Raw genomic sequence first — 15,151 nt, forward strand, 5'->3', positions numbered from 1 at the left:
AGGTAGCGGTATTAACCGCAGGCACCAGGGAGGATAACGTTGCGCCAGCAGCGGCCCGAAGGGCGAGCGCCAGTGAGTCATCCTCCCGGATGCACCATATTCTCCAAAAAATTTCCTTCAAAAATATCTCATTTCTAAATAACTACTTTATCCATTTCCTGAATTTTCTTCTCCTTCGCCATCAGCGACAAAATCAAGCAATTACGCTAAAGTAGCGTCATATTTTTCTACTTGCGAGAAGACCATGTACGAGCGTTATGCAGGTTTAATTTTTGATATGGATGGCACCATCCTGGATACCGAGCCTACGCACCGTAAAGCGTGGCGCGAAGTATTAGGGCACTACGGTCTTCAGTACGATGTTCAGGCGATGATTGCGCTTAATGGCTCGCCCACCTGGCGTATTGCTCAGGCGATTATTGAGCTGAATCAGGCCGATCTCGACCCGCATGCGTTAGCGCGTGAAAAAACAGAAGCAGTAAGAAGTATGCTGCTGGATAGTGTCGAGCCGCTTCCTCTTGTTGAAGTGGTGAAAAGCTGGCATGGTCGTCGCCCAATGGCTGTAGGAACGGGGAGTGAAAGCGCCATCGCTGAGGCATTGCTGGCACACCTGGGATTACGCCGTTATTTTGACGCCGTCGTCGCTGCCGATCACGTCAAACACCATAAACCCGCGCCAGACACATTTTTGTTGTGCGCGCAGCGTATGGGCGTGCAACCGACGCAGTGTGTGGTCTTTGAAGATGCCGATTTCGGTATTCAGGCGGCCCGTGCAGCAGGCATGGACGCCGTGGATGTTCGCTTGCTGTGAGTGAAGCGTTATCGCTTTTCTCGTTGTTTGCCAGTAGTTTTCTCAGCGCTACACTATTACCCGGCAACTCCGAAGTCGTGCTGGTGGCAATGTTGCTTTCCGGAGTGAGTCATCCCTGGGTTTTAGTTTTAACAGCAACAATGGGTAATAGCCTTGGAGGGTTAACTAACGTTATCCTTGGGCGTTTCTTTCCATTGCGTAAAACATCGCGCTGGCAAGAGAAAGCTACCGGCTGGCTGAAACGCTATGGTGCAGTCACGCTATTATTAAGCTGGATGCCCGTGGTTGGCGATTTACTGTGTCTGTTAGCGGGATGGATGCGCATCTCGTGGGGACCGGTAATCTTTTTTTTGTGCCTTGGTAAAGCGTTACGCTATGTTGCAGTTGCAGCAGCTACCGTTCAGGGCATGATGTGGTGGCACTAATTGTAGGCCTGCACATATGGTCACCATTACAGTTATGCTAATTAAAACGATTTTGACAGGCGGGAGGTCAATTTGATCCCGGACGTATCACAGGCGCTGGCCTGGCTGGAAAAACATCCTCAGGCGTTAAAGGGGATACAGCGTGGGCTGGAGCGCGAAACTTTGCGTGTTAATGCTGATGGCACACTGGCAACAACAGGTCATCCTGAAGCATTAGGTTCTGCACTGACCCATAAATGGATTACTACCGATTTTGCGGAAGCATTGCTGGAATTTATTACACCAGTGGATGGTGATATTGAACATATGCTGACCTTTATGCGCGATCTGCATCGCTATACGGCGCGCAATATGGGCGATGAGCGGATGTGGCCGTTAAGTATGCCATGCTACATCGCAGAAGGTCAGGACATCGAACTGGCACAGTACGGCACTTCTAACACCGGTCGCTTTAAAACGCTGTACCGTGAAGGGCTGAAAAATCGCTACGGCGCGCTGATGCAAACCATTTCCGGCGTGCACTATAATTTCTCTTTGCCAATGGCATTCTGGCAAGCGAAGTGCGGTGATATCTCGGGCGCTGATGCCAAAGAGAAAATTTCTGCGGGCTATTTCCGCGTTATCCGCAATTACTATCGTTTCGGTTGGGTCATTCCTTATCTGTTTGGTGCGTCTCCAGCGATTTGTTCTTCTTTCTTGCAAGGAAAACCAACGTCGCTGCCGTTTGAGAAAACCGAGTGCGGTATGTATTACCTGCCGTATGCGACCTCTCTTCGTTTGAGCGATCTCGGCTATACCAATAAATCGCAAAGCAATCTTGGTATCACCTTCAATGATCTCTACGAGTACGTGGCGGGCCTTAAACAGGCAATCAAAACGCCATCGGAAGAGTACGCGAAGATTGGTATTGAGAAAGACGGTAAGCGGCTGCAAATCAACAGCAACGTGCTGCAGATTGAAAACGAACTGTACGCGCCGATTCGTCCAAAACGCGTTACCCGCAGCGGCGAGTCGCCTTCTGATGCGCTGTTACGTGGCGGCATTGAATATATTGAAGTCCGCTCGCTGGACATCAACCCGTTCTCGCCGATTGGTGTAGATGAACAACAGGTGCGATTCCTCGACCTGTTTATGGTCTGGTGTGCGCTGGCTGATGCACCGGAAATGAGCAGTAGCGAACTTGCCTGTACACGCGTTAACTGGAACCGGGTGATCCTCGAAGGTCGCAAACCGGGCCTGACGCTGGGTATCGGCTGCGAAACTGCGCAGTTCCCGTTACCGCAGGTGGGTAAAGATCTGTTCCGCGATCTGAAACGCGTCGCGCAAACGCTGGATAGCATTAACGGCGGCGAAGCGTATCAGAAAGTGTGTGATGAACTGGTCGCCTGCTTCGATAATCCCGATCTGACTTTCTCTGCCCGTATCTTAAGGTCTATGATTGATACTGGTATTGGCGGAACAGGCAAAGCGTTTGCTGAAGCGTACCGTAATCTGCTGCGTGAAGAGCCGCTGGAAATTCTGCGCGAAGAGGATTTTGTAGCCGAGCGCGAGGCGTCTGAACGCCGTCAGCAGGAAATGGAAGCCGCTGATACCGAACCGTTTGCAGTGTGGCTGGAAAAACACGCCTGACAGAAAAGAAAAAGGCCACTCGTGAGTGGCCAAAATTTCATCTCTGAATTCAGGGATGATGATAACAAATGCGCGTCTTTCATATACTCAGACTCGCCTGGGAAGAAAGAGTTCAGAAAATTTTTAAAAAAATTACCGGAGGTGGCTAAATGCCGTTGTTAGATAGCTTCACAGTCGATCATACCCGGATGGAAGCGCCTGCAGTTCGGGTGGCGAAAACAATGAACACCCCGCATGGCGACGCAATCACCGTGTTCGATCTGCGCTTCTGCGTGCCGAACAAAGAAGTGATGCCAGAAAGAGGGATCCATACCCTGGAGCACTTGTTTGCTGGTTTTATGCGTAACCATCTTAACGGTAATGGCGTAGAGATTATCGATATCTCGCCAATGGGCTGCCGCACCGGTTTTTATATGAGTCTGATTGGTACGCCAGATGAGCAGCGTGTCGCTGATGCCTGGAAAGCGGCAATGGAAGACGTGCTGAAAGTGCAGGATCAGAATCAGATCCCGGAACTGAACGTCTACCAGTGTGGCACTTACCAGATGCACTCGTTGCAGGAAGCGCAGGATATTGCGCGTAACATTCTGGAACGTGACGTGCGCATCAACAGCAACGAAGAACTGGCGCTGCCGAAAGAGAAGTTGCAGGAACTGCACATCTAGTCAGTGGAACAAAAGAAGCCGGGCAGGTGACACCACCGCCCGGTTTTTTTACCTTTCAATCACCCGATACTCCACGCTATGTGCTTCATCAGGTTGAGGAACTTCCAGCCTTGAGGCCATCCGCATCACGACCGCTTCAGGAACTGCATACTCGCGTCTGGCATTTTGCTGCTTCCATTGCGCCCATGGCACTTCAAGATAAACGATTTTTACTCGTGCGCCGTAAGCCGTAAACAGGTTGATGAGTTGGCTACTCAGCTGGCGGGTAATGTTCGTTGCATTCCAGATGAACGGCTTTTTCTGGCGTAAAAAAACGCGTGCCTCTTCTTTTGCCTGTTGCACAATACGCCCGGTGGCGGTTTTGTCGTCCGGACTGGCATTGATTCGCCGCCGCATATCATCAAGGCTGATAACGTCCATTCCCTGGCACTGTTCATTGATATAGCGATCTTTGCCCATACCCGGTAAGCCACACAGCAAAATGACCTCAAAAGGTTCAGCCTCCCAGGGAACAAAATCAGGAGAACTTTGCTCATGGGTCAGGTAATGCCAGCGTGCGGAATCAGAAACGAACGGGCGCATTTTTCCCCAGCATTGTTGCTCATGGCAAAACAGCTCGAACAGATCGATGCGTTCCAGCATTGATTGCTGATCCGGGCTTTGGCGACCAAGCAGATCGGCACGAGCAAGCAAAGCGAGCAGACGCGTGTCGATGCGCATTGCAGCCGTGAGCAACAAACGCTCCGGTTCCGGGCGCTCCAGTAACCATAGCGGTAACCCATGCAGACGCACCAGTGCAACAATTTGCTCGCGCAGCACGAACGGCGTTGGGATATCGCGCCATAAAATTTGTCGGGCCGTCAGTTCGCCCCGACGAGCATGACCAGGAGACTGAATACGTCCGTTTTCCTGCACGGTAGTGCTGCGCTTTTCAACATCATGCAATAACGCTGCCGCCCATAAAACTTCCTGCTGTTGAGCGGGGAGTTGCTGGAATTCTGGCAGAGTAATGAGGGCGTTAAGCACCATTTCGGTATGTACGCCGACGTCGCCTTCACCATGATGCTCAGGGTCTTGTGGCGTGTGATGCATCTCCTCAACCCAGCTAAAACGCTGACGTAGCGCCGACCAGCGTTTATCGTCGGTAAGTTGCCAAATCATGACTGTTCTCCATAAACGAACTCATGGGCCATCCGCGCCCGTTGCCAGTGGCGTTTCCAGTGCACAGTGGTTTTGACATGATTTTTGCGCACATACTTGAAGACGTTATGCGAAAAGTCAGCGACAGAAAACGCATCATGATTTCGGCTGACAATGCCTTCCAGCGTACAGGGTTGACAGGTTTGCGTATCCCAGGGATCGAATGTGCCGCGCGCATTGGTCAGCGCCAGAAAATCACGTTGCCAGCTTTTTTCATCATTCCCCGGCTGCGGGCCGGAGATTTCGGGAACGCAGGGGAAATCAAACAGAGCGGCGTAAAACTGCACCTCTTCCCAGCTCAGCCACAGCGAACGGCAAACAGGTAAAAGTCCTGTTCCAGCGCGCGGTATTCAATGGAATGAACGGCGTAGAGATTTTCACCAAACAACTCCAGGTCGCCGAGATCGTTTTTCAGCAGTTGCCAGCGTTGGCGAATTTTATAGGTCCATGCCGACTGCGTAGGCGTGGCATGGGAGCGGGCAAACACGCCGTAGCGGTTAAGGCAGTTATTTTCGCCATCGAGTTTTTCTGTGTGCACCAATTGCGTGATGGCCTGTAAATCCTGCCAGTAATCGGTGTTAATGCGGTCATCGCTGGTGGTGCCTGGAGAGAAGGGGTAATGCCAGGTTCTCCCGTATTTTCGTTGGGTATTCATAATAATCCATTATTTTGTGTGTAATAAATGTACGCCCGCGAGGGTGCGAGTTATGGGGTTAAAATAAAAATGTGAGTATCACCCGCGAAAGCAAGGGCGAAGGAAAAAGAGAATTAACAACCTGAGCGAATGCTCAGAACCGGTTAATGGTGAATGGAAGAGTTTGGGGCGGCGAAAAGATACACCGAATGAGTGTATAAAACAACCGTTTGCAGAATGAGCAAATAAAAAGGGAGCCGCAGCTCCCTTTGGCAACCTTAGTGCGCACCACCTCCGCCGCCACCTGCGCCAAATGGCGGTTTAGCAAACCACACCAGCCCCAGCAGGACGAGGAATATCCCGGCTGACATCCAGAAGATCTCATTGGCGGAAATAATCAGCCCCTGATTGGTTATCTGCTGGGCAATCCAGCCTGATGCCTGCTGTTGCGTCATACCAAGCCCTTCCAGTTGACTGTACATCGCCTGGGCGTTCGGGTTATACGGGTTCACCGATTCGGTCAACTGAGCATGGTGCATCGACTCGCGGTTAGTCCACATCGTCGTCGTTATGGACGTACCGATAGACCCCGCCAGCGTTCGCGTAAAGTTGGAGAGGCTCGACGCCGCCGCCAATCGTTCCGGTGGCAGACCAGACAGCGTAATGGTGGTCAGCGGCATAAAGAAGCAGGCCACCGCGAAGCCCTGGATAAACTGTGGCCAGGCCGACGCGCCAAAATCCATACCCGGTTCAAAGGTATAGGCACGCCAGTAGAAGCAGACGGCATACATAATAAAGCTGAAGGTTACCAGTCGGCGCATATCCAGTTTATGCGCAAAGCGGCCGATAATCGGCGACAGGATCACCGGAATAATCCCTACCGGCGCAGAGGCCAGCCCTGCCCACGTCGCCGTGTAACCGTAGACCTCCTGCAACAACTGCGGCAGCAGAACAATCGCGCCGAAGTAGAGCATATACGCGAGGCTGATACACAAGCAGCCGATGGTGAAGTTGCGCGACTTAAACAACGACAGATCGACTATCGGGTTATCGTCGGTCAGCTCCCAGACAATCAGGAAGCAGATAGCCACCACCGCCACCACGGTGAGGATGATAATTTCCTGTGATGAGAACCAGTCCAGCTCTTTACCGCGGTCGAGCATAATCTGCAGGCTGCCGATACCAATAACCAGCAGTGCCAGCCCCACGGCATCAATCCGCCGCCGTTCGGTGCGGGTTTCACGTCCGCGCAGAGTTTGCAGTGTCATCAACACCACCGCCACGCCAATCGGCACGTTGATGAAGAATATCCAGCCCCAGTGGTAATTATCACTGATATAACCGCCGAGGATCGGGCCGCAAATTGGCGCAACAATCACCGTCATCGACCACAACGCCAGCGCGATAGAACGTTTGGCAGGTGGGTAGTTATTCAGCAATAGACTTTGTGAAAGCGGGATCAGCGGCCCGGCGACAATCCCCTGAATCACGCGGAAGAAGATCAGCATATTCAGGCTGCTGGAGACACCACACGCCCACGACGCAATAGCAAAGGCGATGGTTGACCAGAGGAACAATTTCACTTCCCCGACGCGCTTTGCCAGCCAGCCGGTAAGCGGGATCGAGATGGCATTCGCCACCCCGAAAGAAGTGATCACCCACGTTCCCTGACTGAGTGATGAGCCCAGATTCCCGGCGATAGTGGGGATCGCCACGTTAGCAATGGTGGAGTCCAGCACCTGCATGAATGTCGCCAGTGACAGCGCAATCGTCATAATGACCAGTTGTGCGCCTTCCAGCGGTTTTTGCTGTTGCATCACACGCACCTCTGGATTAGCCAGCGTTAGCTTTTACGATATCGTCGATCAGTTTATTGACAGGTGCCAGGCTGATTTCACGCGCGGTGCTTACCGCGACCGGTGTGGAACGTACTTTATTTGCCAGTACCTGACCGTCACGGTTAGTGGTATTGACACTCACCAGCGTGGATAAACCGATACGCAGCGGGTATTGCTCCAGCTGTTTCTGGTCCAGTTCAATACGCACAGGCAGACGCTGAACGACTTTGATCCAGTTACCGGTGGCGTTTTGCGCCGGAAGCAGTGAGAACGCGCTACCTGTGCCCATATCCAGACCAACCACTTTACCGGTGTATTTCACATCATCGCCGTAAATATCGGTGGTGATGGTGACCGGCTGACCGATACGCATATTGGCAATCTGCGTCTCTTTAAAGTTGGCATCCACCCACATATTGGTGGCTGGAACGACCGCCATCAGCGGCGTCGTTGGGCTAATTTGCGCCCCAGGCTGTACCGCGCGGCGGGAGACATAACCGGTCATCGGACTGACAATACGGGTACGCTCCAGCGCCAGCCAGGCGTTACGTACTTCGGTGGCAGCCTGTTGCACGGCAGGCTGATCTTCCAGTTTCGTCCCCAGAATCATCGCCTGATTGGCATTGTATTGTTGAATAGCGACGTCCAGTTGCGCCTGGGCACTGGTGACGGCGTCGCGGGCGTGTTGCAGCTCTTCGCGACCAATCAGGTTGGCATTGCCCAGCGGCACACGGCGGTTGTAGTCGCTTTGTGCTTTCGCGAGGGCGATTTTTTGCACCTCAATATTCGCCTGCAACTGTTTGCTGTTAATCATCAGCTGGTGGGTTTGGCGAACGCTGGAAGCCAGTGCAGTTTTGGCTTTTTCAAATGCCTGGCGAGCATCTGTCGGGTCGAGAGTGACCAGCACGTCGCCTTCTTTTACAAAATCGGTGTTATCGGCCCAGACTTTCGTCACGCTGCCAGACACCTGAGACATAATTTGAATCTGATTCCCTGCCACGTATGCGTCATCGGTTTCTTCGAAATGACGCAGTACCAAAAACCAATAAATCCCTATCGCTACGGCAATAATTATAAAGAGCAAGGTGAGAAGGAGGAGCAGACGCTTACGTTTGCCGCTCTTCTTTACCGGTTGCTGCGGGGTTTGAGTCTCCGCATTTGCGCTCATATTGTTCTCCACGATCTTCTTAACTCATCGGCTGAGCCGACCTGCTTGCCAAAAAGGCCAGCATGTTGCGATGCTGGCCGGTTATTTTTTCTTTTATAAATCTGGATTTTTGAGCGAGATGACGCGTTAGCTCATCGCTTCGAGAACCACACCGTCCTGTTCCATCTGGTCGAGACGGGAGAGCAATTTGCGGGTGATTTGCTCGAGCTGGTCTTTTTCTGTTGTGCTGAGCGCGGACCAGAGTTGATGCAGGCAGTTATGCTGCGGCGGTAAAACCTCGCGCAAAAACTCGTGACCTTTTTCCGTTAATTGCAGATGCAGGCAGCGGCGATCGTTATCGCTTTCACGACGTTCGATCCAACCGCGTTTTTCCAGTTCATCGGCAATACGCGTCGCGTTGGTACGGGATGATCCAAGAGCACAACTCAATTCAGAAGGCTGAATACTGTGGTTTTCCTGAGACTCCAGCGTAATCAACGCCATAAACAACGTCTCGTTAATCCCCTGAGCCTTCAGCATTTTATTGCGGTTTTCCAGCAGCTTGCTTTGCATATGCATGCAAAGACGGGTCAGAAGGATCTCCTGATAAGGAAAATCTTCGTGGCGGCTGGCGCGAAATTTTAGCATTTGTTCAATGGGCGTAAACGAACTATCCATTTGGGTATGACCTCATTAATTTCAGCCGATATAGTAACGACAGTGACAAATAAAGTAAATGTATTGTTTTAGAAAAATGATTCTTGTGGGTTATATAATCGCCATCACTTTCCAGGCGAGCCCATAGGCCAGCGCACTAAGCAGTGTTGGGATGATAATGCTGCGTGTTTTATAGAAACTGGCACCCAGTACCGCGAAGCCGACCAGTGTGGGCACGAAACGGCGTGTATCGTGCATCACTTCTGGTGCGGTAGAGACAACCAGCAGAGCGCATATCGAGGCGATGCCAATGGTGTCGAGCAAAATACCTACCGCGCCACGTTTGGTTGGGCGGGCATTACCCACACGCAGGCGCAGCGGCAGATAGCGGAAGCAATAATTCGCCGCGCCAACCAGTAACCCAAGCAGCAGAACCTCATAGCTCATCGGGCGCTCCTTGCCAGAATGCCTGGATTAACGCAGTGAGGCAGCCACAGACAATGCCTGCCAGAATGGCGACGGGAATAGAAAATAGCGTTACGCCTGCAAGGGCACCAACTAACGCTGCGGTAACGCAAAGAGATTGTTTGCGCTGGAAAGAGGCGAGCAGGAAACTCATAAAGAGTGCCGGAAGCATAAAACCTAATGCTGCTTCAACGGCGGGATAACCTTGCAGCAAGCCGCTGCCGGAGAATGCCCCTATTACCGTACCAAATACCCACGATGACCATGAACTGAAGGCAATGCCGATCATCCAGTTTTCGCTCCAGCGGCGATTATTGCGTACCAGTTTTGCGGTTGCGGCGGCAAAAACCTCATCCGTCAGGCCAAACGCCCACAGGGCGGTTTTCGATTTTTGCAGACGCTGAATAATACGGCTACGCAGTGACGGGCCATACAAAACATGGCGAACATCCATTGCCATGACGGTCAGTGCAGCAACCCACAAACTACTCCCGGCTGCCAGCATCGCGGTAATGACGAACTGGCTCGCGCCTGCATAAATGATGCAGGAGAAAAAAACGCTTTCGAGAGGAGAGAATCCCAGACGGGTCGCATTCAGACCGAACGCAAAGGCCACCGGAATATAACTAATAACAATCGGTAAACTGTCTTTGCATCCTTCCATGAAGGTCGCCGAACCAGGAGCAGGCTGTGGAGTAGGGCTTTCCATAGAGTGTACGCTTAACGATTGTTAATATTATAAATAGACTGAATGAATATCTTAACCTTATCAGACTGATGGGCTTCTTAACACCCTTATAAGTGTAAAGCCACGAAAACGGTTGCTGATTGCTTAATTTGCGGCTTCCTGACGATGAAAACCTCGCCACCAGACCAGTAAGTTAACCAGGGCAATCGTCGCGCCAGCCAGACACACGCCAGCCCAACTGCCATGTTGCCAGGCTGAGGCTGAAATTAGCGAACCGGCGGCACCGCCAATAAAGTAGCTGGTCATGTAACCTGCGGTCAGGCGATTACGCGCATCAGGGTGTATTCGATAAATTACCGTCTGGTTAGTGATATGCACGCCCTGCACGGTGAGGTCCAGCACCAGGATGCCGATAATCAGCGCCAGTACGGAAGTGTGACCAAACCAGATTGCCAGCCATGAAAGTAACAGCAGCAGCAGACCGAAAGTTGTGGTGTGGTGCGATTTGCCCTTATCGGCAAAACCGCCCGCCGGACGAGCGCCCAACGCTCCGGCAGCTCCCGCAAGCCCAAACAGACCAATTACACCATCGCTGTAGTTAAAAGGTGGAGCGGCAAGCAAAAAGGCCATTGAGGTCCAGAGAATGCTGAAGTTGGCAAAGGTCAGGCAGCCCAGCAACGCGCGGGTGCGCAGGATCTTATTGCTGATAAACATGCTGAAAACGGAACCCAACAACTGTGGGTAGTTGAGGTGGGTTTCTGATTTCATTTGTGGCAGACCACGCCATAATGCCAGCGCCATCAGTGCCATTAACATCGAAGCAACCCAAAAGACGGTGCGCCAGCCGCCGAGATTCGCCAGCAATCCGGCAACGGTCCGTGCGAGTAAGATCCCCAATAGCAGACCGCTCATAATGGTGCCAACCACTTTGCCGCGTTTGTCCGGTGAAGCCAGCGTCGCTGCCAGTGGAACCAGAATTTGTGCCACGACTGAAAATAAACCGGTTAATGCTGTACCGAGGATCATCATCGCCAGCGACTGACTGCTGGCAGTGATTAACATGCCGCCTGCTGCCAGTAAGGTCATCGAGACAATCAGGCGGCGGCGTTCAAACATATCACCGAGGGGAACAAGAAACAGCAGACCTGCGGCATAGCCCAACTGCGCGGCGGTAACAATAAAGCCTGCCGAACTGGCGGAAAGGGAAAAGTTACGCGCGATGGTGTCGAGCAATGGCTGGGCGTAATAGTTACTGGCTACCGCCAGACCGGTGGCGATAGACATCAGCACGATCAGCGCCGGGCTAAGCTCATGATTAGGTTTAGTCATTATTTTTGTTCATCAGGTGATGATTAAGCTGGAAATCAATAATAGCGGATGTTGATGAATATGGGATGAAAGATAGATTGTTGAAATGTGCGGTGTGGTTTGTAGGTATGATAAGACGCGCCAGCGTCGCATCAGGCATTGTGTACAGAGCGGCGGATGAGGCAAAAACGCCTTATCCGCCCGAATAAAAATTACTTCTGCGCTGCCAGCGCTTCATTCACCCAGCCATCGAACTGCTGCTGGTGGGCTTTGATCCAACCATCAACGTGGCCCTGAATATCGCCTTCTGAGGCTTTGCCGTCATGCATAATGGCGTTCTGGGCGTTAATATCTGCCACTGGTAACTGCATAATGGCAAACAGTTTCGCTGCTGCCGGGTTTTTCTCGGCCCAGGCTTTGTTGGCAACGATATGCATGGTACTGACCGGGAAGCCGTAATTCGCGCCATTCGGCAGTTTGGTATCGGCATTTTTATCGCCCGGCAGTGCGGAGAACGGCACCTGCAACCAGACCACATCTTTCCCCGGTTTCAGTTCGTTACTCACCCAGTACGGCGTCCAGGTGTAGTAAAACACCGGCTTACCCTCTTTGTAACGACTGATGGTGTCAGCCATCATCGCTGCGTAGTTCCCCTGATTATGCGTCACGGTATTGGTCAGTCCATACGCGGCAAGCTGGTGGTTGATCGCACCTTCGCAGCCCCAGCCTGGGTTACAGCCGGTTAAATCCGCTTTACCGTCGCCGTTGGTATCGAACAGTTTGGCGATCTTCGGATCTTTAAGTTGCGCGATGTTGGTAATTTTATACTGGTCGGCGGTTTTCTTATCGATCAGGTAACCCTGTGCCGCGCCGTTAACAAATACTCCTTCACGATAAAATTTCTTATCGCCACCGGCAGCTTCGTACATGTTGTCATGCAGTGGCGTCCAGTTCACTGCGGTGAAGGTTGCATCGCCGGAAGCAAGCGAGGTGTAGCCAACGTTGTAATCCACTTCGCTGGGTTTATTGACGGTATAACCTAATTTCTCCAGCGCACGACTGACCAGCAGTGTCTGGAAGGTTTCTTCGGTGATGGTGCTTTGAACTGGATTAACAGTAATGCCTTTGCCCGGCAGGTCGGCAGCAAAAGTTTGTGTAGAGATAAGCGTGGCAAACGCTGTCGCAAAAAGTACGCTATGTCGCATTGTTATTCCTTTTTTTGGCAGGGTGATATGCCCGGCGTCACCGGGCAAGTGCAGAGTTACTTAATGAATGGGCGGGTCAGCAGACCGACAGGGCCAGTGGTGTACCAGCGACGATTGCCGCGACTGCGTGAGTCGCGCCCAACGGCCTGCGTCAGGCGGTCGAGGATAATGGCGAGGATCACAATCCCGACGCCGCCAACGGTGGCAAGCCCCATATCCAGACGACCGATACCGCGAAGTACCATCTGACCCAGCCCGCCGACGGCAATCATCGAGGCGATGACCACCATAGAAAGGGCCAGCATCAGCGTCTGGTTAACGCCCGCCATAATGGTTGGCATCGCCAGCGGTAACTGAACTTTGAACAGCATCTGGCGCGGGCTGGCACCGAATGAGCGCGAGGCTTCAATCAGATCCGCCGGAACCTGGTTAATTCCCAGAATCGTCAGACGGATAATCGGCGGCAGCGCAAAGATGATCGTCACCACCACGCCTGGCACGTTGCCGATACCAAACAGCATGACGATTGGCACCAGATAAACAAACGCGGGCGTGGTCTGCATGGCATCAAGCAGTGGACGAATAATTTTCGCCGCTCGCGGACTTCTCGCCAGCCAGATCCCCAACGGCAAACCTATGACGATACAGAACAGCAGGGCTGTTAACACCAGCGCCAGGGTAACCATTGCCTGTGACCAGGCACCGATTGCGCCGATGGCAATTAGCGAAACCAGCGTCGCCACGCCCATTCCGACCCCGGAAATCTGCCAGGCGATGAGAGCGAAAACGATAATCGCCACCGGCGCGGGCATACCCAGCAGCAATTGCTGGAAACCGTTGAGGATGTAATCAACCGGAACGCGCACGCCCTGAAAGACGGGACGAAAATGGGTAACGACCCAGTCGATCCCTTCAGTGACCCAACTGTCGAGCGGGATCAGCGTTTTATGGAACGGATCGAGAATATTAAAATGCTCGACGTTTGGCGCAGGCGTACTGGTCAGCCAGTCAGCGCCACCGCCGTCGGTTGGTGCAGCCGCCGGTGTACCCCAGGCGTCTGCGGATTGTGCAGCACTGTCCGCCGCTGGCGTGGTATCCCACGGATTATTTTGATCAGCCATTATTTACCCCCTCACGATCTAAAGCGCGCAGCAGCATTCCTTTCGAAATGATGCCGACATACTGTTGGTCCTCGTCGACCACGGGCACCGCACAGGGTGCCTGTCCGACATGAGAGAGCAACTCGCTAAGAGGCGTTTGTGCATCGACCGCTAACGGCGCATCAATCAGCGCCGCATCAAGACCTTGCTGCTGCGTTAACGCGGCTTTAAGCGAATCGATAGACACAGCGCCGACAAACTTATTACCGCGTTCGATGACGTAGCCATATTCGCGATCTTCATCCTGCAATAATTTCAGTGCCGAACGCGGGCCGAAGCCGGGGGTTTTACGAATTAAGCCGTTCGGTGTACGACGGGCAATATCTTTCGCACTGAACACCTGGCTAATATCGACGCCACGGAAGAAGGTTCGGACATAATCATTCGCCGGATTATTAAGAATTTCATCCGGTGTACCAACCTGCACCACTTCACCATTTTGCATAATGGCAATTCGGTCACCAATACGCATAGCTTCATCGAGATCGTGGGAAATAAAGACAATGGTGCGCTGATGTTTCGCCTGTAATTTTACCAGCTCATCCTGCATCTCGGTGCGAATTAATGGATCGAGCGCCGAGAAGGCTTCGTCCATTAATAATATATCCGGATTAATCGCTAACGCGCGGGCTAATCCCACTCGTTGACGCATCCCGCCAGAGAGTTCATCCGGGTAGCTGTGGGCATAATTTTCCAGCCCGACCTGACGCAGTGCATCAAGGGCCTTTTCCCGGCGTTCTTCGGCATTAATTCCGGCCAGTTCCATACCGAACGCAGTATTGTCCAGCACGGTCATATGCGGCATTAAGGCAAAGGACTGGAAGACCATCGCAATCTTTTTTCTGCGCACCTCACGGAGTTCGGCGTCGGATATTTTTGCAATATCCACACCATCAATCAGCACTTGCCCGCGGGTGGGTTCAATCAGGCGATTGAGAAGGCGTACCATTGTGGATTTACCCGAACCGGATAATCCCATGATGACAAATATCTCGCCTTCTTCAATGGCCAGACTGGCGTCTTTTACGCCAAGCGATAGCCCGGTTTTTTCCAGAATTTGTTCTTTTGAAAGTCCTTGTTCGATATATTTGAAAGCTCGCTGTGGATGCTCGCCAAATATTTTATAAAGATTTTTAATTTCTAATTTAATTGCCATGCAATAGAAAGATTCCTGTTATTTGTTTATGTCGATACATTACCCAATGGAAATAGTCACTTTTTTCTACCCTAACATACTGAGAATCTGAGGCAACCCCTGATGGCAAATGTGGCATGAATATTGATGTGAGCAAATCGCCGGAATTTCCCATGATATAAGG

14 protein-coding genes and 1 pseudogene are annotated in these 15,151 nt (G+C 52.1%); 4 read left to right on the forward strand and 11 right to left on the reverse strand.

Features of this window, described 5'->3' with window-relative positions:
* Positions 1-244 precede the first annotated feature (244 nt).
* From yqaB to luxS, 4 genes are all read left to right on the forward strand, one after another.
* Positions 245-811 carry a fructose-1-phosphate/6-phosphogluconate phosphatase gene (yqaB, locus tag HBM92_RS05915; protein WP_000273309.1) on the forward strand — a complete coding sequence of 189 codons (567 nt, stop codon included), beginning with the start codon at positions 245-247 and terminating at the stop codon, positions 809-811.
* Positions 808-1,236, forward strand: a complete 429-nt coding sequence (locus HBM92_RS05920; protein ID WP_001287462.1) for a YqaA family protein — start codon at positions 808-810, stop codon at positions 1,234-1,236. The genes yqaB and HBM92_RS05920 overlap by 4 nt, the downstream gene beginning before the upstream one ends.
* A gap of 72 nt (positions 1,237-1,308) precedes the next feature.
* Entirely contained in the window at positions 1,309-2,865 is a 1,557-nt protein-coding gene (gene gshA, locus HBM92_RS05925; protein WP_000611804.1) for a glutamate--cysteine ligase, read from the forward strand.
* Positions 2,866-3,014: 149 nt separating this feature from the next.
* Positions 3,015-3,530 carry an S-ribosylhomocysteine lyase gene (luxS, locus tag HBM92_RS05930; RefSeq protein ID WP_001130208.1) on the forward strand — a complete coding sequence of 172 codons (516 nt, stop codon included), beginning with the start codon at positions 3,015-3,017 and terminating at the stop codon, positions 3,528-3,530.
* A 48-nt stretch (positions 3,531-3,578) separates the two neighbouring features.
* Here the strand turns inward: luxS and HBM92_RS05935 are convergent, their stop codons facing one another.
* The 11 genes and pseudogenes from HBM92_RS05935 to proV all read right to left on the reverse strand — a co-directional run bounded on the left by HBM92_RS05935 (position 3,579) and on the right by proV (position 14,988).
* Positions 3,579-4,691, reverse strand: coding sequence for an ATP-binding protein (locus HBM92_RS05935; RefSeq protein ID WP_000638135.1), 1,113 nt, complete (start codon positions 4,689-4,691; stop codon positions 3,579-3,581).
* Positions 4,688-5,385 (reverse strand): annotated as a pseudogene (locus HBM92_RS05940) (RNA ligase family protein). The gene HBM92_RS05935 and the pseudogene HBM92_RS05940 overlap by 4 nt, the downstream one beginning before the upstream one ends.
* Before the next feature lie 257 nt (positions 5,386-5,642).
* The gene (gene emrB / locus HBM92_RS05945; RefSeq protein ID WP_001305258.1) at positions 5,643-7,181 is read right to left on the reverse strand and encodes a multidrug efflux MFS transporter permease subunit EmrB; all 1,539 of its coding nucleotides are present in this window, start codon (positions 7,179-7,181) and stop codon (positions 5,643-5,645) included.
* A gap of 16 nt (positions 7,182-7,197) precedes the next feature.
* Positions 7,198-8,370, reverse strand: a complete 1,173-nt coding sequence (gene emrA / locus HBM92_RS05950; protein WP_001295175.1) for a multidrug efflux MFS transporter periplasmic adaptor subunit EmrA — start codon at positions 8,368-8,370, stop codon at positions 7,198-7,200.
* Positions 8,371-8,496: 126 nt separating this feature from the next.
* Positions 8,497-9,027, reverse strand: coding sequence for a multidrug efflux transporter EmrAB transcriptional repressor EmrR (gene emrR / locus HBM92_RS05955; RefSeq protein ID WP_000378442.1), 531 nt, complete (start codon positions 9,025-9,027; stop codon positions 8,497-8,499).
* Between the two features lie 90 nt (positions 9,028-9,117).
* Positions 9,118-9,453 (reverse strand): L-valine transporter subunit YgaH, encoded by a 336-nt coding sequence (ygaH, locus tag HBM92_RS05965; protein ID WP_000119749.1) that lies wholly within the window; start codon positions 9,451-9,453, stop codon positions 9,118-9,120.
* Entirely contained in the window at positions 9,443-10,180 is a 738-nt protein-coding gene (gene ygaZ / locus HBM92_RS05970) for an L-valine exporter subunit YgaZ (RefSeq protein ID WP_000445658.1), read from the reverse strand. Before ygaZ ends, ygaH begins: the two co-directional genes overlap by 11 nt.
* Before the next feature lie 123 nt (positions 10,181-10,303).
* The gene (locus tag HBM92_RS05975) at positions 10,304-11,488 is read right to left on the reverse strand and encodes an MFS transporter (RefSeq protein ID WP_000165691.1); all 1,185 of its coding nucleotides are present in this window, start codon (positions 11,486-11,488) and stop codon (positions 10,304-10,306) included.
* A 191-nt stretch (positions 11,489-11,679) separates the two neighbouring features.
* A complete protein-coding gene (gene proX / locus HBM92_RS05980; RefSeq protein WP_001216531.1) occupies positions 11,680-12,672 on the reverse strand; it encodes a glycine betaine/L-proline ABC transporter substrate-binding protein ProX in 993 nt (330 codons plus the stop codon).
* Positions 12,673-12,728: 56 nt separating this feature from the next.
* Positions 12,729-13,793 carry a glycine betaine/L-proline ABC transporter permease ProW gene (proW, locus tag HBM92_RS05985; RefSeq protein WP_000774965.1) on the reverse strand — a complete coding sequence of 355 codons (1,065 nt, stop codon included), beginning with the start codon at positions 13,791-13,793 and terminating at the stop codon, positions 12,729-12,731.
* A complete protein-coding gene (gene proV, locus HBM92_RS05990) occupies positions 13,786-14,988 on the reverse strand; it encodes a glycine betaine/L-proline ABC transporter ATP-binding protein ProV (RefSeq protein ID WP_000985490.1) in 1,203 nt (400 codons plus the stop codon). Before proV ends, proW begins: the two co-directional genes overlap by 8 nt.
* Between the last annotated feature and the right edge of the window lie 163 nt (positions 14,989-15,151).

It is taken from the genome of Escherichia sp. E.sYA108, assembly GCF_011754335.1.
GTDB lineage: Bacteria > Pseudomonadota > Gammaproteobacteria > Enterobacterales > Enterobacteriaceae > Escherichia > Escherichia coli.